The organism is Chondrinema litorale (assembly GCF_026250525.1).
In the GTDB taxonomy this organism is placed as follows: Bacteria; Bacteroidota; Bacteroidia; order Cytophagales; family Flammeovirgaceae; genus Chondrinema; species Chondrinema litorale.
Genome location: NZ_CP111066.1, coordinates 20,351 through 45,020, shown reverse-complemented (window position 1 = coordinate 45,020; position 24,670 = coordinate 20,351). Strand labels below are relative to the sequence as shown.

Below are 24,670 nucleotides of genomic sequence, written 5' to 3'. Positions count from 1 at the left end.
TCTATACTACATAATAAATATCATTATGTAGCTCTTCAAAAACTATTTCCAATCACTTCATAAAACCTTTTTTGTAAAAGGATGTATTTCTTACAAAGAAAGGTTAAATAAATTTACGATCATTTAAATTTGTTTATTTTATCATGACTAATAACAGAACTAAGCTAACCTATAGTAATAACGATAATATTATTGTGGTAGGAAATTTATCAGATAGTTATTTTGCAATTGATATCGCTGATTTTCTAAAGCAAAAAATTGACTTTTCAGATCTAATAATGCTTAAAACGTTTGCTAATTCTGAGTTTTGCCCTAGGTTTACAGTTCATGATGAAGAAGATTTTTCTACTATTGGTTCTACATTATCTGGCAAAACGGTGATTATAGTTTCAGTACATCGTGATCAATTTTCAAGAAATGAATTGGCAATGCGTAACTTTATTATCGCTCGTGCTGCAAAAGATAATGATGCAAAACAAGTAATATTAGTCGAACCAGAGTTGTTTTATTCTGCCCAAGACAGAGGACCAAAGACGAGTCATGGAAAAACAGAATTTGATAGAGAGTTAGCGGATTTATATAAATTTAATGGGCAACCTTTTACAGCAAGACTCTACGGAAATCTACTTAAAAGTGCAGGAGTAGACATAGTAATTACCGTTCATAATCATAGTGTTTCTACTCAATATGAGTATACAAGTATTTTTGGTGAAAATAACTTTGTTAATTTGTTCCCTGATAAAATTTTCAACTATTATATACATAATTCAGGAATGGTAGATCCTTCTAGTGTTGTTCTTGTAGCTCCAGATAAAGGTGCTGCTGATTTTGTTGGATGTGTAGCTAAAGCTAATAGTTCTAACTTTCCTATTGTAATTATGGATAAAATCAGAACTGGAGAGAGGAAGGTACATATGTCTGTTGCTCAACATTCTCAGTATCCATTATCCTATATAAAAGATCAATATGTTATTGTATTAGACGATATGGTAAGAACAGGAGGTACTATTGTTAGTTGCTGTAAACTTTTAAGAGAATACAACCCAAAAAAAATAGTGTTTATTTCCACGCATTTTCATAGTTCTGAAGAAACAAAGATAAATTTATCTACTCCTTATATAGATGAAATAATTACAACAAGTACAATTCCTTCTATTTTAAATAGAGATAATCAAGGAAGATTAAGAAAAAAAATGGCTGTACTTAAAATTAACAAGTGGATAGCTTCATATTTAAATAAAAGATTAAATCTAAATGTAGATTTACAAGACCCTTTATATATAGAAAATATTTCAGATAAAAACCCTAGGTCAGATGCTTACTTATATGCATGATATTGTAAGTATTTTTGTGTAAAGACTTTTCTTAAATCAAGTTTTATTAATTTTAGTAAAAAACTGATATTTGATAATTTTACAATGCTGTTAAAATATATAATATTTGCAATTATTTCTACCTTCTTTAATATTTTAATCCAAGCACTTTCATTGTTTTTGTATAAAGGTGTTTTTGATTTGCAAATAGCAATTTTATGTGGAACTGGTTTTGGCTTTCTATTAAAATATTTTTTAGATAAGAAATATGTTTTTTATCATACTACAGATGATATAAAGAAAGAGGGAAAAACATTTGGCTTGTATACTTTAATGGGAGTTTTTACAACTTTAATTTTTTGGTTTACAGAGATGCTATTCAATTTTCTAATTGATTATTCTTGGTCTAAATATTTAGGTGCAATTATTGGACTTGGAATAGGATATTTCATTAAGTATCAATTAGATAAAAAATATGTATTTTACTAGGATATTTTGTGTTAAAAACACATTAATTCTATAACAAATAAAAGTGGCTATTATCACATTTTATATCACTGTTTCTACAGTTAAAAATTATTCATATATCATTATGAATCTCTTGTATAACTTTCGATAGCTACATACAGGATGGTGCAAGTAGTTTTTTACAAGATTACCCATAAATAAGTATTACTGTTAATAAGTGTTAGTGGTACATAATTATTGTTTTAATTATTTATAATTTCATACATGTGTGTCAAGAGCTACTCAAATAATTTTTTGAATAAGAATAAAGTATCCAATCATCAATTATCTTCCTTTTTGAGATTTTTATAATTGCATTATTGATAAATGTCATGAAAAAAATACTACCATTATTAATCTTATGTAGTGTTTCATTAAGTATCAGTAATCTTTGGGCACAAGCTGGTAGTGCCTTAGATCCAGATGATACAGTTATTACTTATGATTCAGAAAATCCACCAACCTTTCCACCTAGATATACTATTGGTAAATGGGTAAGAACTGAACGAATGAGTTGGGATACAGATTCATACAAAAGTTATATTTATGAACTTATTCCTTTTCGGTTAAAATTCCCTAAAAACTATGACCCCTCTAAGAAATACCCTCTAATGTTATTTTTTCATGGTAGAGGTGAAAAACCAAATACTTTATATGATGATGAAGGTAATGAAATATTAAATTTCTATGATAATGAAAACTCCTTAAAACATGGAGGTCAGAAAATGATGCAAGCAGTTGATAATGGTATTTATGATGGATTTTTATTATATCCACAATCCTTGTCGGGAGGTTGGGCATCAAGTAATAACCATAAAGTAATTGGAGAATTACTTGAAATATTAATTAATGAAGCTAATGTTGATGAAAATAGAATTACAGTACATGGTCTATCTGCTGGAGGTAGTGCAACTTTTGATTTTACAAGTGCGCTTCCAAAATTAGTAGCAGCAGCGCTTCCTATGAGTGCTTCTACTGGGCAAGATTTTACAGATGAACTTTTTACACCGATGTGGCTAGCACATGGTGCTTTAGATACGTCTCCTTATCCAAATGCTACTGCTGCAGTAGCAGCAAGAGCTCAAGCTCAAGGAGCTAATTTTAGATATACATTATATGAAGATTTAGGACATTCAGTATGGAATAGAGTATGGAATGAGGAAGATTTCTTCCCATTTATGATTAGAGGTAACAAAACTAATCCTTCAGTTTTATTTGGACAAACTGAGTTTTGCCCTAATGTAACTTTTAATGTTACAATAGGAGTTACAAATGGATTTGATGGCTATGAATGGAGAAAAGATGGAGTGGTAATTTCAGGGGCTAATACTCATACAATAAATGTAACAGAATATGGAGTATACGACGTAAGAATAAGAAGAGGAAATAACTGGTCTTATTGGTCACCTATTCCAGTAGAGATAAAAATAAAAGAGGAAACCCAAACACCACCAATAGCAGTATCTGGAAATATGAGTCATATAATACCTTCTCCAGATGGTCATACATCGGTGATGCTTGAGCTACCTGAAGGGTATGTCGACTATGAATGGAAAAAGGTATCAACTAATCAAGTAGTAGGTACAGAAAGAATATTAGAAGTATTTGAACCTGGAGAATATATAGCAATTGTAACTGAAGAAAATGGTTGTTCAAGTAATCCATCAGAACCTTTTAACGTAATAGATGCAAATGGTGTAAATGCACCAGATCCTGCAGTGGGTTTATCTGCTAATCCTCTATCTAAAACAGAAATAGAATTAAATTGGAGCGATAATCCTAATGCTGCATATGATGAGACAGGGTTTGAAGTATACAGAAGTGAAAATACAGGAGGAAATTATCAATTAATACAAACTGTAGATGGTAATATTTATGAATATGTTGATCAAGATTTAACTGCGGGTACTTCATATTATTACATTATAAGAGCAATAAATAATGAAGGAGCTTCAAATATTTCTGGAGAAGCTGAAGCAACGACTAATTCAGATAACAATGCTCCAACAGCTCCATTAAATTTAATTGTTACACAAACTTCTACATCAAGTATAAGTATAGCCTGGGAAGAAGCAACAGATGATGTAGCTGTATATGCTTATAATATTTATGTAAATGGAAGTAAAGTTTTAGTAAAACAAGCTGGGGAAACAACAGCTAATATATACAATTTACAAGCAGAAACAATTTATAATATAGCTGTAAAAGCCCGCGATGAAACCGGTAATGAATCTCCTTCAAGTAACCAAGTTACAGTAGCTACTGTCAATAGTGGGTTATATTATTCCTATTATGAAGGTAGTTTTAGTAATTTAGATCAGCTTGACGCTGCTGTTCCTGTTAAAACTGGTACAATTGATAATTTTGATATTAGTCCTAGAGAGCAAAACACAAATATAGCTTTTAAATGGGAAGGGAACATAACTGTACTTGAGTATGGCGAATATACTTTTTATACTGAATCCGATGATGGTAGTGAATTATTTATTGATGGGACTCAAATCGTATTCAATGATTACAATCAGGGTATGACTGAGAGAAATGGAAGTATTACGTTAAATGAAGGTAGTCATTTTATAAAAGTGTGGTTTAGACAAGGTAGTGGTGGGTATGGAATAAATGTGAGATATCAAGGTCCAGGAATAAGTAAGCAACTTATTCCTACATCAGTATTAAAAGATGATTTCGAAATACCTGGTGAGCCTCCAGCATTTCCTACAAATCTTACAGCAACAGTTATTTCTTATAATCAAATTGATTTAACCTGGGTAGATAACAGTGAAATAGAAACTGGATTTCATATTTTTAGAGCAACTAATCCAGCAGGGCCATTTTATCCTATTGTAATTACTAATGCTAATGTAACGACCTATAGTGATACTGGCTTAGACCCAGAAACAACTTATTATTATAAAGTTTTGGCATTAGGTGAATATGGCGATTCAGGATTTTCAGATGAAATTAACACAGGGTTAGTATATTCCTATTATGAAGGTAGTTTTAGTAATTTAGATCAGCTTGACGCTGCTGTTTCTGTTAAAACTGGTACAAGTAATAGCTTTGATTTAAGTGTTAGAGATAGGGATACAAATATGGCTTTCAAATGGGAAGGACAAATAAGTATTCCAGCAGATGGTGAATATACTTTTTATACAAGATCTGATGATGGTAGTGAATTATTTATTGATGGGACTCAAATCGTATTCAATGATTATAATCAAGGGATGACTGAGAGAAATGGAAGTATTACTTTAACTGCAGGTATTTATCCTATAAAAGTATGGTTCAGACAAGGTGGAGGTGGATATGGTCTTGAAGTACGTTGGGCAGGACCAGGAATTGACAAAGAGTTAATTCCCGAAGGTGCTTTGAGAGATGCTGATATAAATACGACAACATTAGCATTACCTGGTGGTCCAGAAGCTCCATCAAATTTTGTGGCTACAGCAATTGCTACAGATAAAATTTCTCTTTCTTGGATTAACAATAGTGATAATGTAGATGGAATTAGAATATATAAATCTATAAATACTAATAGTAATTATATACTACAAAATACCATTTCTTCGGAAAGTACTTCTTATACAGATGAAAATTTATTTACTAATGTAACCTATTATTATAAAGTAGTTGCTTATAACGTAGGAGGTAGTTCTGAATCAGAAGAAGCATTTGCCACAACACTTAATAATCCACCTGTATTAACAGAAATTGGAAATTTAAGTATGAGGTTTGATGCTAGTCTTGATATTATTTTATCATCTAGTGATCCTGATCAAGAAGACTTGGCCTTATCAGTAACGGATTTACCATCTTTTGCAAGTTTCCAGGATCATAATGATGGTACAGGTTTAATTACATTAAATCCATTAGTAGATGACATAGGAGAGCATATTTTCATCGTAAGTGTTTCAGACGAAAATGGAGGAGTAGATACAGAAACTATTTCATTAATAGTTAACGGAAATTACATTCCAGAGTTAGATGCACCAACGCAGCTTGATCTCGTTGAAGGTAGTGTAGATGAAATAATTCTTACTGCAAATGATAATAATTTAGAGGATGAATTAACATGGGAGGTAAATGGCCTAACAAGTTTTATGATATTTACAAATAATAATGATAGAACAGCTAGTATTTCGATAGCACCAGATTATATCCATGCTGGAACATATACAGTAACTATCAATATTAATGATGGCAATGGTGGAAGTGTGACTAAATCCATATCAATAAATATTTCAGATGTTAATCCTACTAAAAATATTGAAAGAACAATTTTAGTTAATTTTAGCTTAAATAGTAATGCACCAGCACCTTGGAATAATACATCAAAACAACCTCAGATAAACGATACTTTTAACAATTTTATCGATGATAGCAACACTAATACAGGTGTTGGAATGACTTTATTAACTTCTTGGGGGGAATCTTTTAATGGAGGAGCAACATCTGGTGATGATTCTGGAATCGTACCTGATGCCGTCCTTAATGAATACTGGTGGTTTGGAATTTGGTGGGCACCACAGAGTGTACAAATAGAGCTTTTTGGCTTAAACCCTAATAGAAAATATAATTTCAAGTTTGTGGGAAGTAGTACATATGTTTGTTGTGGCTATACTGAAAACGGTGAAACTAATTATGCTATCAATGGTCAAGTTGCTTCTGTAGATGTGCATAATAATACTAACTCCTATGCAGAATTAACTGATTTGCTACCTGATAGTGATGGTAATTTGATAATAGATATGACTAAAGGCAATGGTGCTACTATTGGTTATGTAAATGCAATGATTATTGAAGAATTAGAAGCATCAGGAGATTTGCCTGCAGCTCCTTTAAACTTAGTAGCTGAGTATTCTAGCGATACTGTAAATCTATCATGGCAAGATGTACCGTTTAATGAAACAGGGTTTGAAATTTTCAGATCTACTTCTTTAAATGGGGATTATTCAAAAATAAATATTGCTGCAATCCCTGCCAATACTACTTCATATTCAGATGGTAATATCGTGGATAATCAAACCTATTTTTATAAAGTAAGAGCATTTAATGAAAATGGGGTGTCGGAGTTCTCAAACACCACAGAGATATTGATCCCTAATAAGGCACCATTGATTGTACCTATCAATGATATATATATGTCGTTTAATAGTACATCTTCAATTGAAGTATCTGTTGAAGATAGTTCTCCTATAATCTTACAAGCTATTGACCTTCCTGGATTTGCTTTATTTAGTGATAATGGTAATGGCACAGGTAGTTTTATATTATCTCCTACTTCTAATGATCTTGGTTTGCATACTGTTACGTTAGAAGCAGAAGATTCAGAAGGTTTAGTAAGTACTTATGCTTTTGATGTTTATGTGGGAGATGATCAAACTAGAACAGTTTCAATAAATTTCAGTAAAACTGAAATTGCTGACTATCCTTGGAATAACACCCAAAAAGACCCTGTAGTAAACGATTATTTTGGAAATCTAAAAGATGACTTAAACCAAAATAGTGGAATAGGTATTAGATTACTCACTTCATGGGGAGAAGCAATTAAATCAGGGGCAGTAACAGGTAATGACTCTGGAGTTGCTCCTGACGCTGTACTCAGCGAATACTGGTGGTTTGGTAATTGGTGGGCTCCAGAAAAAGTAACAATAGAAGTGGATGGTTTAGATAATTCCAAAGTATATAATTTCAAGTTTATTGCAAGCAGTACTTTCTCAGAAGGAGAAACGAAATATATAATAGGTACTGAATCAGTATTATTGGATGTTTGGAATAATACTAGGGAATTAGTACAAATATCAGGGGAATCACCGATAAACGGATCTATTTTAATTGATATAGAAAAAGCCTCTGGGGTTGACATAGGATATATAAATGGAATGATCATTGATATTAACGAAGCTTCATTTATGCCTAAACCAACAAGTCTAAAAGTAAAGGCATTGTCAACAAGCGAGCTTGGTGTATCTTGGTTCGATAATACTGCTAATGAATCTGGGTTTGAAGTATACAGATCAGCTACTGGTGGAAATAATTTTGAGTTGATTGCTACTACTTCGGCAAATGCTACATCTTTTATAGATTCAGGTCTTCCGTCTAATTCTACCTATTATTATAAGGTAAGGGCTATTAGACATGAAGGACAATCTGAATTTAGTAGTGTAGTATCTGGAACAACAATAGACTATGTAATATTAGTCAACTTTAATAACTTGGCAAATCAATTCAATGCACACCAAAATGCTCCTGCTCCATGGAATAATACCAATAGAGTACAACCTGATGAAGGATCATCACTCAATAATCTTATTGATACCCAGAATCAATCCACAGGAATTAATATTACCTTTGATGACGGATTTGATGGAGATTTTCCTGATGCTACAGTGACTGGAGATGACTCAGGTATTTATCCTGATGATGTGTTGTTGTCATTTTATTACATATTCCCAGGAAGAACTGCAACAATCACTATAACAGGACTCCGTTATAGTTACCTCTATGACTTTAAGTTTTTTGGCAACTGGCATACCGAAGCGTCTGCTACTTATAGTGTGAATAATGAAAGCATTACATTACGAACCACTAATAATCATAGTAACGTTGCAGTTATTGAAAACCAAACACCAAATGAGTTTGGCGAAATGCAAGTTATTGTTAGTGTACCACAAGGGTCTCCAGCAGCTGTCATTAATGCTATGGAAATAATTGGCAAGTTAAATCCAAATGCAGCTAATTTGAGAAACGCAGCTAGTGGTCAATTGATTAAAGACCAAACTATATCAGACACAGGAAAAGTGGGTGTATACCCTAATCCCTTTATAAGCGAATTAAATATAGAGTTTGGGGATATAGAAAATACTGAAAGTAATTTAGAGCTTTTCATTCATGATATTTCAGGAAAGACGGTTTACCAAAAAAACATCAATTCCAAAGAGTTAAGTAGTGATAAAGTTTATAGAATAGAACTTGGAAATATAACACAAAAAACAGGTACTTATATTTTGACAGTAAAGTCTAATTTATACACTAAACATTTTAAATTAATTAAACAATAACACTAAACTATTTGAGTTTAATAGGTAGCCTGTATTCCATTCCAAGGCTACCTATTTTATTTTTAATTAGGTAGGTAAAATGATGAAAACAGATAAGTTTTTTGAACTGAATAAAAGACTTCTACTATTACTGATATTATTTTTCTTTTTTGGACTTGCTTGGATTAATCGTTTTATACAAGATGACGCACTTATTTCATTTCGTTATGCAGAAAATTTTGCAAATGGAGAAGGACTGGTTTTTAATGAAGGTGAAAAAGTAGAAGGTTATACAAATTTTTTATGGGTAATAATGGAATCAGTTTTTTTCAAACTAAACCTACCCATAGTTCCATCAGTTCATATATTGAGTATTATATTTTTTATAGGTTCACTCCTGTTTGTTTATTTATTAGTTGACAAGCTAATTAATTATCCACTTTTTTCACTTTTCACCATATTACTAGTAGGGGTTAATCCAAGTTTTTTGGCTTATGGCACTGGAGGCTTGGAAACTCAATTACAAGCTTTTTTAATATTGGTTTCTTTTTATTTATATACCAAAATATATCAAGCTCAACAATCACCTAATAAAAACTTTTTTTTATTAGGTGTCATATTTACTCTTTTACTTCTGAATAGACTCGACTCGGCAATTTTAATACTATTAATGTCTTTTGCTCTAGTAAGTTTTCATTTATCTAGGAAAGACAGGTCAGGTTTAAATAAAATATTTGTGACGTATTTTTTGCCAATACTTATTACAGTATGTTGGTTCTTATGGAAGCAAAGTTATTATGGAAATGTGCTTCCAAATACATTTTATGTCAAAGCGGTATCTAATGATATCTTATTTCTAGTAATTAGAGGGGCTTTCTTTGTAATGCTGTTTGTGGGGTTACATTTTTTTCTTCCAATAACGTATCTTTTTTTCTTGAAATGGAAACTTATTTTCGGCAATATCAAAGAAGTCTTTTCTTTTAGTCCAATAAATATTATGACAGGATACGTTTTTTTACATGTTTTGTATATAATAAAAGTTGGAGGAGGTTTTATGGAATTTAGATATTTTATCCAAATTACTCCACTTATTTACATACTTTTATTAACTTTTATTGTTTTGTATATGAAGAAAAACACTGCATATATTTGTATTTTTCTTCTCTTTGTAAATCCTATTATAGGAAAAGCTGTGATGCCTAATTATATTTTTGGCATTGAGTCTATCGAAAACCTAAGTAATCATCTATACAATGAAAATGAAGACTGGGTAACTATTGGGAAAAAACTTAATACATATTTTGGGACGGATAGTAATGTGACCATAGGAGTTAACCCCGCGGGTGCCATCCCTTTTTATTCAAAACTTAAAAGTATAGATATGTTAGGATTGAATGACAAATGGATAGCAATCAATGGACTTCCATATCGGAGAACTCCAGGTCATTTTAAAATAACTTCTTTAGATTATCTTTTAGAGAGAAAAGTAAATATTGTCATAGGAAAACCTATCATGGTTAATAATAATTTTCTCGAGATAGAAAGGGATAAATATTCGTTAGCTTATTTGAAAAAGATATTGCCTACAATAGATATAGAAAGTTTTTCAGCTCCACAATATATACTTGAAATACCAATTTCAAAAAACTATACTTTAGTAACATGGTATTTGATAAAAAACCCTGTAATTGATAATCTAATCAGTCAAAATAAATGGCATAGTGGAGTTGTTTATTAAAGTTAGGGCGTACTTAGTTTAACGATTAATGACTAAACTCTAATAAGCATAGCAAAAAATTGCCTGAAAACATTGTTATATTTGGCAACTTGGGTTTGTATACTAACTTGTCATATTACTATAATAAAAATTTTCCTGATATACAAATGTTAGCAAATGATACCAGCTCTTAACGGTTTTAGGTTTATTCTTTTTTTTATAGTTTACCTTTATCATATCAAGGTATTAGAAGGTGGATATATAGGAGTGCAAGGTTTTTTCGTACTTTCGGGTTTCTTATTAACACCAATTTTAGTAAATACAAAAAAAAATACCAATACACTTTTTGAATATCTTAAAAACTTTCTTGTAAGGAGGTCCTTAAGGATATTCCCTCTGTATTATCTCTATTTAGGAGTTATTTTCATCACAATAATTGCTTTTAATCTTGATAGTTCTCCTTATTTTGAATCACTAAAGAGCCAGTTGATATTTGGCTTGTCCTACACATATAACTTTTATCATCAAACAGCTTTTTGGGAACACAATGTGTTTATTGTACATTTCTGGTCATTGGCTGTAGAAGAACAATTCTATCTTTTTTGGCCTCTTCTTATCTATCTATTTCCATCTCGTCGGCTTTCATTTATATTGATCGTTATTATTGCATTAGGACCAATATTACGATTTTTTCTAGCCTCTATTAGTGATATGAATATCTTTACATTCTTAATAGACAATAGAAACATTTTCGTCTATTTGTCTACTATTTCACATATCGATGCTTTTGCAATCGGAGGTTTATTTGCAACAAATAAATCATTAAGTATCAATATAAAATATCTGATATTAATTTTAATTCTCGTGTTAACTCTTGGTTATATCACAAATATAATATCCACCAACTCTATCAACTGGTCTTCACTTGGATACCCTGAATACATGACCAATTCTTATAAGTTTATTTGGGGATATTCATTGGTTAATTTATGTTTTGCTGGCATTATTTTAAACATTAAAAATGGAGGTCTTTTTAGCTCTTTCCTTAAGAACAAACAATTGACTTTGTTGGGAAAGATAAGTTATGGATTGTATGTTTATCATTATGGTGCAATCTACTGTGCTGGTTTCGTTCAAAAGAAACTAGAGAACTATGTTCCTGATTGGCTATTAGATACTAGAATTATAGCGTTTATAATAACGGTAATTATAAGTTATGTATCCTATTTCTATTTCGAGGAAAGGTTCATAAAATTAAAAGACAAAATTGCTCCTAAAAAAAAATAGTTCTTGTAATAGAAGGCTAACCTTGAAAATATCTATTTGTCGATATACAGCAGAATATAAATATTAAAAACAGCATTCTCAAAATAGTGGGCTTCTCCATTTTTTAGGATTTTTCTTAGAGCTATCAAACAACAAGAAAAGACAATGCAATTAACGTACCTGTAAATATCCACATTACTTGTGGATAACCTAACCTGTGGTTTATACTGTTCGTAATGATTAACTAATTTTATAAATTATTACAATCCATCTATTCAGATTAAGCCACTGTCCTAAATTTGTGAAGCCTACAGATTGACACACTGATGCTAAAATCAAAAGAGTATATATCCAAAATATACTATATTAAAATAATTGAAATAATTACAAACTCTACTCGATTTCTTTTCTTAGGTACTTAATTAGATATTAATGATATTCACAACTTCTAGTATTACTTCAAATATCGATTCTCAAATTGAAAATGCTAAAATAGAAAATTGGAAAGATGTTGCAAACAATTACTATTCTACTTCTTCAAGTTTTAAACCAATTAAAGCTTCTAATACTATCTTAGCATTTAAATAAGCAGTTTCTGCGCTTATTTTAGCTGCCCGCTGAGCATTATATGAACTTATGGCATCATTATATTTTTCTAAAGTTAATGAAGTTTTTTTAAATTGATCTTCTGCAAGTAAGTATCGTGAATATTCCTCTTCTGTTGCTTGTAGTTGAATTTGTAAAAGTTTTTCACTCATTAAAAAATTTTGGTAAGTAGAAAGAACCCTAGCCCTTAATTGAATTTTTTGATTTTTTAATTGTTCTTCTGCAATAACTTTATTTGCCTTTGCTGTTTTAATACTTGATGGGTATGATACAAACGTCCCAAGAGTTATACCAAGAGAAATGTTATACCTAGGAAAGTATATATTCCCTTCTAATTCTGGTGGAGGGTTAATGCTAAACTCATTGAAATTACTTGATATCGATATATTACTTAACCAATTCCATTTACTAGTTTTCATCTGAGTTTCTGCCTCCTCTAGTTGCACTTGTAATATTTTATTTTCAGGAAGGTTCTCCCACGCCAACTGCACAAGTTTTTCGCTAAATTCTAATGGTCCAGGAGCGTCCTTTGGAATAATTATCTTATTATAATCTACTGATTGTCCATATAAATTTCTAGATATACAAAATAAAGAAAATATAATGAAAATTCTCATACTTTTCATAAATAACAATGTTTACACTTATAAATAACTTAATTCATAAAATTAAAAACTTAGTGTTTTACCAAAAATCTTGATTTACTTTTGTGAGATATATTGTACCAAACTGAAGAAAAAGTACTAATCTAAATACCCAGGGGTATGAATTTTTGTATTTTGAAACAATAAAACTTGCAACAAGCATACATATATATGGTACAAAGAAAAGCCAGAGTCTAGCTGCTTCACCTTTAGTTTTTCCAAAAAAAACAAGTACTAGCAGGGATAATAAAATGACAATTGGTTGTGCTAAATTCAAAGATATTGTTTTAGTAACAATTATTTTTTTTAGGAAATCTACAGTATTTTTAGAATACAAAAACATTATTGGAACACCCACCCAAACAAAAAACTCTAATAGATTAAGAACTCCAAAATAAATAGTAGAATACAAACCTTCATTCCAATGTTTCCATGATTCATGAAAATAAGTTGCATTTCTATACCTCAATATAATATTGTAATCAAAAACAAGTATGAAAAGTAAACTAGTTAGCAAAAATCCTAATCCTTTGAAAATTATAATTCTAAAAAAAGTCGGTCCAAAATACTTATTATCGTACTGTTTTGATCCAAAAAAACAAATTGCTATTAAAATAGGAAAGATAAAAACTAAACCAAATGTAAACCATATAGCTATATAAGTCATTACTCCTGTAAATAAAGCCCATAGTAAGTTATTTTTTTTTATTGCGATAGTTCCAAACATAATTGCTAGCATAAAAAGAAAAGGAAATATAACCTGATCAGTATGTAACGTGATTAAATTTACAGAAGGGATAAATAAATATAAAGTACAAGCTAAGATGGCAATATCTTTATCATACAATATACTGGTGGTATAGAATATAGGAATTAATACAAGAAAAGATATTAAAGGCCAGGTATAGGTTGCAAAGAGTGTTAGTTTTTCAAATTGACCTTCTATATCAGAAAAAAAGGCATCCATAAAATTTAAGTTGGCTACTTTTCCTGTTATAACATAAAAAAATAAAGTTCCAGGAGGTTTACTGTTAGGAAAAAGACCAAGTTTGTTTTTTTGTAATAATGATTCATAATTAGATAATAAATAATAGATATCATCTTGTTCTATGGCAACCTTTGCAAATTCAGAATGTCCAGAGTTCTCAATCCTATCTTTAATTGCATTTATGCCTTTTCCTTCTAAAAAGGAAAAGGTAAATTGCATGCATGTACCTATGACTATAAGTATAAAAACTTTGAGTTTATATTTTCTTTTTGCCATAAGCACTACATTTATAATAAAAAGAAAAGATATTAAAACTGCAATTTGTAAAAGTGACCCTTGTTGTTTTGGAATAAAATCCCAAAACCAACCAGGTAAACTTGTGAAAATAGTCAAGTTAAAAAAAAGAATACTCCAATGAATTATGGTAATAAAAAACATAATCAAAAGTTGGAATTTCTGATGTTTAGGAAGAATAGTTTTAGTAAATAAATTATGCATAAAGTTTGATGTGTTTAGAATAGCTTATTTTGATTATAAAAACAAATAGATATATTCATAATACTTAGTTTATCTAAAACTATAAGTTTATTAAGAATCTGGAATTAATAATTCTTCAGATTTCTTTTTTAAAACTCCTATCACAGCAAATAATACAAACAAAAAAATTCCTAGAGGGTGTTGGAATATCACTTTCTGTGTATACATTGAAATTAAACATGAGAATATAAAAGCTACAATAGAAAGTATATATACTTTTATCTCTTTATTTCGACACCTATAATAAACATTTACACCACTACTAAGAATTATAAAAAATAACATCATATAGATAAATAAACCAATCCATCCTATTTCTAATGCCATTTTCAAAAAGCCGCTATCAATATGTATAGCATTTAATTCATGACCTTTATTATATCGAAGGCCAAAGCCTCCTGATGTTTCAAGGCCTCCTCCAATTGGATGTTCATAAACATAAGCTTGTGAAGCTGCTCGTTTTGTATCTCTAAACTTAAGTGATGCATCCTCAGAGCCAACAAAAGCGGTTCTGATTCTATTTATATGCCTATTACCATATATTGGAGCATAAAGAGTTATAATGAAAATAATTGAAAAAATAAAAAACACTATAAATGTTCTTCTATTTTCAATTGTCATTAAAAAATACAATAAAAATCCTGCTGGAATCATAGCATAAGCAGTACGAGTACCTGAATAAACCATTCCTAATAAAATAAGTATTCCTGCTACTATCAGAATTATTTTCTTTTTTAACTTAAAAGGACCAGTAGCTAAGACAAAACATACAATACTGCTTGGAGCCATAACAACACCAAAAAGGGTTGGATCAGAAAACACAGAAAACTTCCTCATATATCCTGCATGTAAAAAAGGAACTTGTCCACTTAGATATGTAGTAATATTAATCCATCTTTCTTCCATATCCATAAATCCAAACCACTCTTGAGTACACCCATATAATGAAGTTAAAGAACAAAGTATTATCCAAATATTTAATAATCTTCTTATTATATTAATATCATCTAATAGCTTTACTGCCATAAAATAACATAATACTAAAACAAATAATTGGCGAGCATTAACAAGCCAACCAGCATAACTTAATTGATTAGGATTAAATATTTGAATAAATATGTATAGTAAATAAACTAATAATGCAATGGATACTGGGTTCACTAAATTAGACCAATCTTTTTCGATTGAATCTAAATCTTTCTTTAACTGTCCCAAAAATGACAGAACAATTAACATATCTATAATTGAGGATATTGGTAGATCTATTATCCGAAAATAAATACCTAAAAATCTATATAAGTAAAAAATAAAGAAAGATATAACTATCGATATGATAAATGTTATTTTAGGTTCTATGAAACAAAATAATAGTATAATAAGAGAAATGGGTGTTATTATAATAATGTAGCCAATATTAATACCATATTTAATATTTAAATAAATAAAAAGAGTGGAAACCATTAGCAATAAAATTGCAAATAACGAACTATAAATTTTTTCTATTGAATAATTATCACCCAAAGTTTTTAAAAAAAAATTATTTTAATAAATAAAAACGAAATAACAACCAAGACGAATATTATCACCAATAATTCTATAAATTTAGAAGAATCTTGATTCATGTTTTCTATGATTCTATATTATTAGAATCTACTTTATTTAGTATACTACCAATCAATTTTGATTCTAATGCTTTAAGATATTTTATAGATTGCCGGTCAGCATTTTTCACTGGATCTTTTGCTGAAAAAACACAAATTATACCTTCAATGAAAGGAATCAATTCTTTAGTGTCAGTATATTTATTAAGTGATGCAGATTCCAAAAATATGAAGTCATACTGTTTTTTTAAGAAGTAGATTATTTCTTTGAAATTATCGTAAGGCAAAACTTCTGATGGGGAATAATTTCCTCCAGAATTTCCAATAATATCAACTCCTGATATTAATGTTGGGCTAAGCATCAATGTAGAAGATTTAGAATATTCATTTCTATTTAGGGTAGTTAAATAGTGATTTGTATGTTTTACAATAGCTTCAAGCGATTTTGGGGCATGAAAATCTTTAGTTAATTGATTATTAGAAAAATTAGTGTCAATTAATAAAACTTTTTTACCATTCAGTTGAAATATTTGCGATAACGATTTTATTATCTCAGTTTTCCCTGCATCTTTCCTTAAACTTGTAAAAAGTATTATTTTTTTGCCACTTGATTCAATTTCATATCGAACTTTACGCAACTGTTCCAAGTGTATATCTTGTGAGTTTGTATAGTCTCTCTGGTTAATTCTTGTTGCTCCTATAGAAAGAATACCCATTAGATGAATATCAACCTGTTTTTGAAAATTTGATGGTATTTTTATAGATAAATCAAGATACTCATAAAGTATTATAAAAAAGAAACATAACACAAAACTAGCTGCAGCAGACATCAATGTGATTACCTTTCTCTTAGATGGCTCTGGAAAAACAGCGGGTTGTCCGTAAATAATCTGTTTTATTTGAGTATCGAGTGCTGATGTTTTATTAATTGCATCATTATATTTATTTTGGGCCTCTAGATATTCTTGATTAGCAAGTTGAAAGTCCCTTTCTAAAGAACTAATTTCTGCTTCTGTTGAAGCATAATAATTAGCATCTCGTTTTATTGAACCTAATCTTTTAGAGATAGAATATATATTTTCTTCAGCTATTGCTATTTTAAGCTCTAAATCACTTTTATTTTTAAGTAATATTTTTCTGTCTGAAAGTTCCAGACCACTATCCATATTACCTTTTATTTTAGTAATTTCTTCTTGTAACTGAATTCTTAATTCACTTATTTTTTCACGAATAGCTGGATTATTATTTTGTATATATTCGTTATTTAGTTTATTTATATTCTCTCTAAGAATCAATATTTTCTCATTTGAAGTATTTCCATTGTTTTGATCCGTATTTGAATATCCTAATTGTTTATTAATTAAACTCAGCTGTAACTTTAATCCTCTTAAATCTCTTTTTTCATCTTCAAGACTTTTCTCTAACTCCGAGATTAAATTCATTTTATTTTCACTTTCAAATTGAAAGTTATATACCCCTTGATTTTTTTTAAAGTTTCTTAATGTTTTTTCCTTTTCATTTAAATCTTTATGTTTTTGATCTACTATTCTAGCTAGTGCTTTTACAGATTCAGATGCTCTTTCAAGTCTCAAACTACCACTATATCTAAAAAACTCTTCGCATAAAACATTAACTACAAATGCTGACAACTCTGGGTTTTCTGAAACAAAACTAATAGTAACATAATCAGTAAATCCTTCTCTAAATATATTAAGCTGGGAAAGGAGCTTGTTATAACTATACCCATAGTTATCTAGTAAACTTAAAAGCTCAACTTCTACATCATCAAATGATGATAATAACTGCATGGAATCTAGTTTCTGTTGAAAAATTAATGTTGATGAATATTTATCAACGTAGGTTGTTTTACCATTTTCTTCAAATGGAATCTCTCTAAAAGGTTTTTTTTTCGTTAAATCATGTAAAATTAATCTATATGACAATAAACTTATTACTTTAGTAGATGTTAAAGAAGCAATTAAGTTATTAAACATAACACCTGACTCATATGGACTTATCCTTTGATTAAAAACCACTGGGTCGATCATGGTATACCCAGTAGATAATTGTGCATCAGATTTATATAGCTTAGGAGAATCTATTGTTGCAAAAAATGAAATAACAGCTGTTATAAAAGGGATAAAAAATAAAACCCAAAACTTTCTCTTCAGTGCTTTAAATAGTAAAACTAAATCCATTATCTAAATATATGTGACTTAATATCTTGTTCTGAATTTAAATCTATCTAATTAAAATTTCAGTTAATTAGATTATTCGTTAATTTTTATTAATTAGCACAATAAAAATTCACCTAAGAATAGGTTTATTATTTATAAATTGCATTTTAATCGACTTTTTCATGTCTCTGTTGAAATTTATTAGACTGTATAGTAAAATATACAATTTACTTATTTTACTTGTAATATTCACATTTGCCTTTTTGCCTTTATTTACAGAAATGCCTTATAGAATAAATATATTTCTTTCTTGGGAAGGGGCTTATCGCTTATATCTAGGACAACTTCCATATAAAGATTTTGGCCTTCCAATGGGATATGCATACTGGCTAATTCCAACATTTTTTTTTATGTTATTTGGGCCTTTCCTTCATACTCTTATAAAAGCTCAAATATTTATAAATATACTATCAGGAATTGCCTTTTGGTCAATTTTAAAATCATTTAATGTTAAGCCTAGTGTAATTTTTCTATCCATATTAGTATTTAGTCTATCTTATATATTTATTAATTTTTGGCCATGGTATAATCATACTGTAATTGTCTTCGAGTTTATATCATTAGCTTTTTTACTTAGATTTATTTTTTCAATAAATAAAAATAACTGGATCTATCTATGTTTTTCAGCTTTCTTTTGTTTCCTTTCAATATTTACTAAACAAGATGGGGGAGGAATGGCTTTTATGATTTGTTTATCTCTTCTGGCTGTAGATTTAGTATATAAAAAAAAGATTAAAGGTATCCTAATATTTTTTATTTCTATTATCATTATAGCTCTAATTTTTATCTCTCCTTTTTTAAATAATGGTTTTTTATATTGGTTTAATTACGGACAACCACCTCATTTTTCTAGAATATCCATAAATGATTTTTTAATTGATATTTTTGGCCGTTCTACGTGGATTAAATTTTATCTACTAATAATCGCGTTTTTATTAATAACCAAATTCAATTCGTTAAAAGATTTTTTTGCAGATAAGCAAAAAGTACTTTTCACTTTATTAATTATTGGCATATTGAGTGAAGCATTTATATATCAAGTAACAAGTTATGTCCCTTTTGATAATAACATATTTTTTCACAGCTTTGCTTTTGCATATATTATTTACTTATTAACGGAAAATAAAAAGGCAGAAAATAAATTTACAGTAGCTTTTTGGAGTTTATTAATATTTTTTTGGTGGTCTGGTATGTATTGGAAGTACCTTGACCGAATAGTGATTAGTAAGTTATTTCCAAAGGAGGAAGTAAAAGCTGATGTTATATCTAAAAACACATATGTTCAGCGAGAAAATGAAGTTGCTAAAAAATTTAATAGGTGGATATTGTCTGATATGAATGTATTCAGTAAAGTAAAAATGCCAGAAGAGACTATATTTGGTATTGAGAGGATAAAAAATCTTCCAATGTTTAAAAATGAAACGAGTTCTTCTCCTAAAGTTTTAAATATGTCTGAATTAACTCCACTTGCTTATGAGCTTGGCTATACACCTTTAATAAATCAACCTTTGTGGTATCATAAAGGAGTTGCTATTTTCGATAATGAAATTAATGTTTTTTGTGAAAATATAGAAAATGAAATTTATGATTTAGTTTTGTTTGAGGAGATACCTACACTGAATAATTTTTATCCGGAAGAAATAAGACAATGTCTTCATAAGGAATATTATTTAATAGATTCATTTCCTGCTCCTAGAAGTAGAGAAGAAGCATTTATAGAAGTGTTCATCAAAAAGAATAATCAGACACAAATAGGAAAATAACTATGATTCCCAAAAGGAGTATATTTAAAACACACTTTTTTTGGTTTTGTATATTGTGTTTATTTTTCTTTCTAAGTTATCCGCAGAACAGAATGGAAAATGATGATGGATATTTATATGCCTATTTAATTAAAGAACGTACTTTTTCTTCATTTGAGATTTATTCATCTAAATTAACATTTTATCTGCCATTTTGTAAAGCTATTTATCATATAGGTTCCTGGTTTAAACCTGGAGGATTTGATGCTTATATGGTTATGTGCATAATAAGTATTATTTTTAGTGCTCTTTCAATTATAATCTTATATCTCATTTTCAACAAAACAATGAGATTATCTAATAATGTTAGCATCTTAGGTTGCTTGTTTTTATTATTTTCATATGGATATTGGAGATATAGTAGCGAAGCAGATGTGTACGCCCTTTCTTTCTTCTTAATTATATTAATAATTTTTCTAATTTCGAAGAATTCACAGCATACACTTAAAGATATTTTCCTTATTAGTTTGATTGCTAGTATTGCAGTAGCAATGTACAAACCTAATTTCATACCTCTTTTTTTAATATTTTCGTTTTATTTTATTTTTTATAGAAAACACAAAACTCTTTTTGTGTATCTATTTGTGGGAGGAGGATTTATTATTACATGGTATACAATAGCTTTCTTTTTTCAGGAGAATATAGGATACATGGAATATCTTGCAGGTGGTAGTATTTTTAATCCTGGCTCACCTTTTATGACTTTATTTGTTATTGGTTCTAACATTGTAGCTGTAAACTTCATGTTTGGTATACCTGAAATAGCAATCTTTATACAACAAAAATATCCATACAATATAATTACTGAGGAAATATTTGCTGCTAAGCAAAATGGAATATTTAATTATGTAGCTGTTTTTACTCTTTTAACTCTATTAATTATTTCCTTTTTAATTTTTTATAAGGCACTTAAAAATCGATTTGATAGAAGTTTATCTGTACATTCAATTACAATGATTTTATGGATTGTTATATTTAGTAGTATTATGGCTTTTATGGATCCAAATTCCCCTGAACCATGGTTAATATTATTATTACCTATTACTATTTTAGTTACTATACACATAATTAATCCTCTTTTTTCTAATGCAGCAAATATTAAATGGCTATATGGATTTATTTTTCTTATTCTAGTACATAATACTATAGGTGGGATAATGCCTATTTATTCAAAAAAGGGAGATTACATTAAACAACAAACTGACTGGTTAGTAAATAATAGCCAAGACAATGATTTAATTGTGACTTTAGGTTCAAATACATTGCATAGATATTTGATGTACAATGCAAAAGCTCAAACAATCTCTTTGGAAAGAAATGTTGAAACTGAAATTGAAATTATTCAATCACATATTTTAAATAAAGGAAAAGTTTATCTTACTTCAGAATTAGTTATGCTCGACCCTGTTGTAAGAAGGAGATCAAAGGATATCAAAAGAGTAGATGAGTTTTTAGAAAAATATAAAATTAAACCAATTTCATCCTCTAATAACAAAGTGTATTTACTGTCTTATAAATAATAAATAAGTGTATTTATTATTTGTGATATTCCTACAAAAAAGTGTACAACTTTAGGCAGCTCTTTTAATCACTTGATTTTTTAAAATTCTTTCTTTTTCAATGGGTGTTAAATACCCCAATCCTTGATGAATCCTATTTGTATTATACCAATCTATATATTCTTTTATAGCCTGAAAGACCTGCTGAAAATAGTTGAAATCATTTAAGTATACCATCTCACATTTAATTGACCTAAAAAAGGATTCAGCCACAGCATTATCCCAACAATTACCCTTTCTGCTCATACTCTGTGTCACTTTTATATTCAACCTGAACAATTCACTCATTTGATGGGCAGCATACTGCACGCCCCTGTCCGAATGAAAGATGAACCCTTCGGTAATTTCCCGGTGCTTTCTGGCATTTATCCATGCTTGGTAAACGGTATTTTGGCTTGTCATTTCCTTGCTCAATGACCAACCTATTACTTTTCTATCTGCCAAGTCTATTACAGACGTCAAATATAACCACTGGTCATTGCATCTTATATATGTGATATCTGAGACCCACACCTTACCCAATTGTTCTACCTCAAATGTCCTGTCAAGCACATTGTCATGTATCTGATATGAATGCCTGGAATCAGTGGTCACGACATATTTACGTCTTGTAAGGCTCTTAATACCCATTTCTTTCATTAATCTAGAGATATAGGACTCATGATACAAATCCCCCTGCCTTTGAAGGATTTTGGTAATCTTAGGACTACCATAGACTTTACGGTTCTCTTTCCATATTGCTCTAATCTTTCTCTTAAGGGTGGCCGTCCTGCTCTCTACTTTTGTAACCTCCTTCCATTTACGCTTCCATTTATAATATGCGTTTCTACTGACTCCAAGGCACTTACACATCCTCTCAACAGAAAACTCTCCTCTATGATGTTCTATGAACTCATACCTTTCCTGTCGTTCGCAGAGAAGATGCTTATGGCCTTTTTTAAAATGTCTCGTTCTAATTCTGCCTCTTTCAACTGTTTTTTTAAACGGCGAATTTCCTTTTCTTCTTGGGTTAATGAGGAGGTACCAGAGCCTGTAAAAGCTTCCCGATCTATTATATTGTCTTTTCCACAAACGGGCTGTACTTGCGTGAATACCATATTCATCAGCTACAGTATTGGGATGTTGACCCGATAACAACAACTCAGCTATCATAGTCTTCAATTCTTTGTTATATCTTTTTCTCATATCTCAAATATATTCATTTATTTGAGCCGTTTCTTTTGTAAACCTGAAGGTAGGAGTTTCATTTAATTCAACTCCTGATATTTAATTTTTCAGACTGAAGCTTATATTTTTTTATACAAAATATAAGCTTCAGTTTTAATAAAAGGAATATAATTTTCTTCTATAAAATTATCAAGCTCTACAAACTTATCTGTTGTGTCAAATCCTGATACAAATTCTCTATCTAACATAACCAACATAAAACTTGGCTTCACTTTTTTTAAGGAATTGATAAAGTCTTGGCGAAGATATTTAATATATGGAGAAGATATGTCATGATAGAAATGATAATCATATAAATATCTAGTTGCAAGTTTTCTTTTTGCTAATAACATGGAATGAATTCCTCCTGCAGTCCAATCAATTGGCTGGATCAAATCATTTTCATTTGTTTCTTTTTTAAGAATATTACTCAACTCTTCCACTAATCCATTTAAGGGTTGTCTTGGTTCTAAGCCTTTCAACTGCATTATTGCATCTCTAGAAATATTAATAGCAAAAACAACTATAAATAAAAATATCGACAATTGAAGCACTTTTAAATTATTTACTGGAAAAGAGACATTAAAATGTTCCAATAAAAATAGTGATGATGTTATAATAAAAAATAAATTAAAAGGTAGCCAATGATAATCCCAAAACTGACCTGAAATAGCTGGGTAAATAAAATAACAAATCGACATTTGGATCAATAGACTCATTATTTTATGATTTTTACTCCCTATTAATTTAGAATTAAGATAAGTAAAACAAAGCACTAAAGAAAAAGGAAGAAGCCATATCTGTAACCCTCCTAAAAGAGAGAGGTGATCAAAAATATAATTGATCTTAGTTTTAAAAGAATTAATAATTTCATGATCTCCACTTAATTTGGTATGCAATGGAAGATATTTTATGAAAATTTCTACCCATTCATTTATAGAACCAATTGACCACAACCAAATGAATATTGGCAATGATATTACAATAAAACCTAAACCTAAATAAAGTATTAATTTACAATGTATATCAAATCGCTTTATATTCTGTCTTTGGTTATACAAGTATATATATATTGGAATTATTCCTAATGCAAGATGAGGTTTAATCCAGAAACTTAAACTTACTAGTGAACCAATAATAATATATTGAAGTATATAATTATTTGAAATACGATTAGATATCGTAATTAATATAGCTAAAATAATTGGTAATACCCCTATATAATCTCGTTGTAGCTGCATGTATTGACCAAGAGAAAAATAGAAAAAACCCCAAAATATTATTCCAAATAAAGCAACTCTTTGACTTATTTTACTTAAAATACCATATATACCAATAACAAAAATTATAAAAAGGAATATATCACATATTCTAAAACTGAAATCTTCCCAACCAAATATATTTCCTATTAAGATATGAAATAAAATACTACCTGGCATGCTAGTCTCAAATACTTCTGAATATGGTTTATAATCATGTTCTGAAATCAAATAAGCGACATAAGTAAGTAAAGGTGTATCATGCATCATTTTCCATTCTAAGCTTAATGAAATCTCAATAATTAAAATTATTATCATTAATACTGCGAATGAGTTATAAAGAATAGAAAAATAAATATCTTTCAATAACTTATTAGCTTTTATGAAC

The 24,670-nt window shown here is 29.5% G+C and carries 13 protein-coding genes; 7 read left to right on the top strand and 6 right to left on the bottom strand.

The window, feature by feature from the left end:
- The first annotated feature begins 143 nt into the window (after positions 1-143).
- The 5 genes from OQ292_RS40005 to OQ292_RS39985 all read left to right on the top strand — a co-directional run bounded on the left by OQ292_RS40005 (position 144) and on the right by OQ292_RS39985 (position 11,864).
- Positions 144-1,334 carry a phosphoribosyltransferase family protein gene (locus tag OQ292_RS40005; RefSeq protein WP_284689801.1) on the top strand — a complete coding sequence of 397 codons (1,191 nt, stop codon included), beginning with the start codon at positions 144-146 and terminating at the stop codon, positions 1,332-1,334.
- Positions 1,335-1,418: 84 nt separating this feature from the next.
- The gene (locus OQ292_RS40000; RefSeq protein ID WP_284689800.1) at positions 1,419-1,802 is read left to right on the top strand and encodes a GtrA family protein; all 384 of its coding nucleotides are present in this window, start codon (positions 1,419-1,421) and stop codon (positions 1,800-1,802) included.
- Between the two features lie 350 nt (positions 1,803-2,152).
- Positions 2,153-8,881, top strand: a complete 6,729-nt coding sequence (locus OQ292_RS39995) for a fibronectin type III domain-containing protein (protein ID WP_284689848.1) — start codon at positions 2,153-2,155, stop codon at positions 8,879-8,881.
- A 79-nt stretch (positions 8,882-8,960) separates the two neighbouring features.
- On the top strand, positions 8,961-10,598 hold the full coding sequence (locus OQ292_RS39990; RefSeq protein WP_284689847.1) for a DUF8728 domain-containing protein: 1,638 nt from the start codon (positions 8,961-8,963) through the stop codon (positions 10,596-10,598).
- A 156-nt stretch (positions 10,599-10,754) separates the two neighbouring features.
- Complete coding sequence (locus OQ292_RS39985; protein WP_284689846.1) at positions 10,755-11,864, top strand: acyltransferase family protein; 1,110 nt, start codon at positions 10,755-10,757, stop codon at positions 11,862-11,864.
- 503 nt (positions 11,865-12,367) lie between these two features.
- Here the strand turns inward: OQ292_RS39985 and OQ292_RS39980 are convergent.
- The 4 genes from OQ292_RS39980 to OQ292_RS39965 all read right to left on the bottom strand — a co-directional run bounded on the left by OQ292_RS39980 (position 12,368) and on the right by OQ292_RS39965 (position 18,417).
- Positions 12,368-13,075, bottom strand: a complete 708-nt coding sequence (locus OQ292_RS39980) for a TolC family protein (RefSeq protein ID WP_284689845.1) — start codon at positions 13,073-13,075, stop codon at positions 12,368-12,370.
- A gap of 58 nt (positions 13,076-13,133) precedes the next feature.
- A complete protein-coding gene (locus OQ292_RS39975; protein ID WP_284689844.1) occupies positions 13,134-14,579 on the bottom strand; it encodes a hypothetical protein in 1,446 nt (481 codons plus the stop codon).
- Positions 14,580-14,669: 90 nt separating this feature from the next.
- On the bottom strand, positions 14,670-15,833 hold the full coding sequence (locus OQ292_RS39970; RefSeq protein WP_284689843.1) for an O-antigen ligase family protein: 1,164 nt from the start codon (positions 15,831-15,833) through the stop codon (positions 14,670-14,672).
- 412 nt (positions 15,834-16,245) lie between these two features.
- Entirely contained in the window at positions 16,246-18,417 is a 2,172-nt protein-coding gene (locus OQ292_RS39965) for an exopolysaccharide transport family protein (protein ID WP_284689842.1), read from the bottom strand.
- A gap of 242 nt (positions 18,418-18,659) precedes the next feature.
- On the opposite strand from OQ292_RS39965, the gene OQ292_RS39960 reads away from it, so the two are divergent.
- Complete coding sequence (locus tag OQ292_RS39960) at positions 18,660-20,219, top strand: hypothetical protein (protein WP_284689841.1); 1,560 nt, start codon at positions 18,660-18,662, stop codon at positions 20,217-20,219.
- A 92-nt stretch (positions 20,220-20,311) separates the two neighbouring features.
- Positions 20,312-21,778: a protein O-mannosyl-transferase family gene (locus OQ292_RS39955; protein ID WP_284689840.1), complete on the top strand. Its 1,467-nt coding sequence runs from the start codon at positions 20,312-20,314 to the stop codon at positions 21,776-21,778.
- A 51-nt stretch (positions 21,779-21,829) separates the two neighbouring features.
- Here the strand turns inward: OQ292_RS39955 and OQ292_RS39950 are convergent, their stop codons facing one another.
- Positions 21,830-23,002: an IS3 family transposase gene (locus tag OQ292_RS39950; RefSeq protein ID WP_284689839.1), complete on the bottom strand. Its 1,173-nt coding sequence runs from the start codon at positions 23,000-23,002 to the stop codon at positions 21,830-21,832.
- A 101-nt stretch (positions 23,003-23,103) separates the two neighbouring features.
- Positions 23,104-24,648, bottom strand: coding sequence for a glycosyltransferase family 39 protein (locus OQ292_RS39945; RefSeq protein WP_284689838.1), 1,545 nt, complete (start codon positions 24,646-24,648; stop codon positions 23,104-23,106).
- Positions 24,649-24,670: the final 22 nt, after the last annotated feature.

Coding starts and splice junctions, on each gene's coding strand:
- OQ292_RS39995 (WP_284689848.1), top strand. CDS start 2,153: ATGAAAAAAATACTACCATTATTAATCTTATGTAGTGTTTCATTAAGT.
- OQ292_RS39975 (WP_284689844.1), bottom strand. CDS start 14,579: ATGCATAATTTATTTACTAAAACTATTCTTCCTAAACATCAGAAATTC.
- OQ292_RS39985 (WP_284689846.1), top strand. CDS start 10,755: ATGATACCAGCTCTTAACGGTTTTAGGTTTATTCTTTTTTTTATAGTT.
- OQ292_RS40005 (WP_284689801.1), top strand. CDS start 144: ATGACTAATAACAGAACTAAGCTAACCTATAGTAATAACGATAATATT.
- OQ292_RS39955 (WP_284689840.1), top strand. CDS start 20,312: ATGGAAAATGATGATGGATATTTATATGCCTATTTAATTAAAGAACGT.
- OQ292_RS39980 (WP_284689845.1), bottom strand. CDS start 13,075: ATGAAAAGTATGAGAATTTTCATTATATTTTCTTTATTTTGTATATCT.
- OQ292_RS39950 (WP_284689839.1), bottom strand. CDS start 23,002: ATGAGAAAAAGATATAACAAAGAATTGAAGACTATGATAGCTGAGTTG.
- OQ292_RS40000 (WP_284689800.1), top strand. CDS start 1,419: ATGCTGTTAAAATATATAATATTTGCAATTATTTCTACCTTCTTTAAT.
- OQ292_RS39990 (WP_284689847.1), top strand. CDS start 8,961: ATGATGAAAACAGATAAGTTTTTTGAACTGAATAAAAGACTTCTACTA.
- OQ292_RS39965 (WP_284689842.1), bottom strand. CDS start 18,417: ATGGATTTAGTTTTACTATTTAAAGCACTGAAGAGAAAGTTTTGGGTT.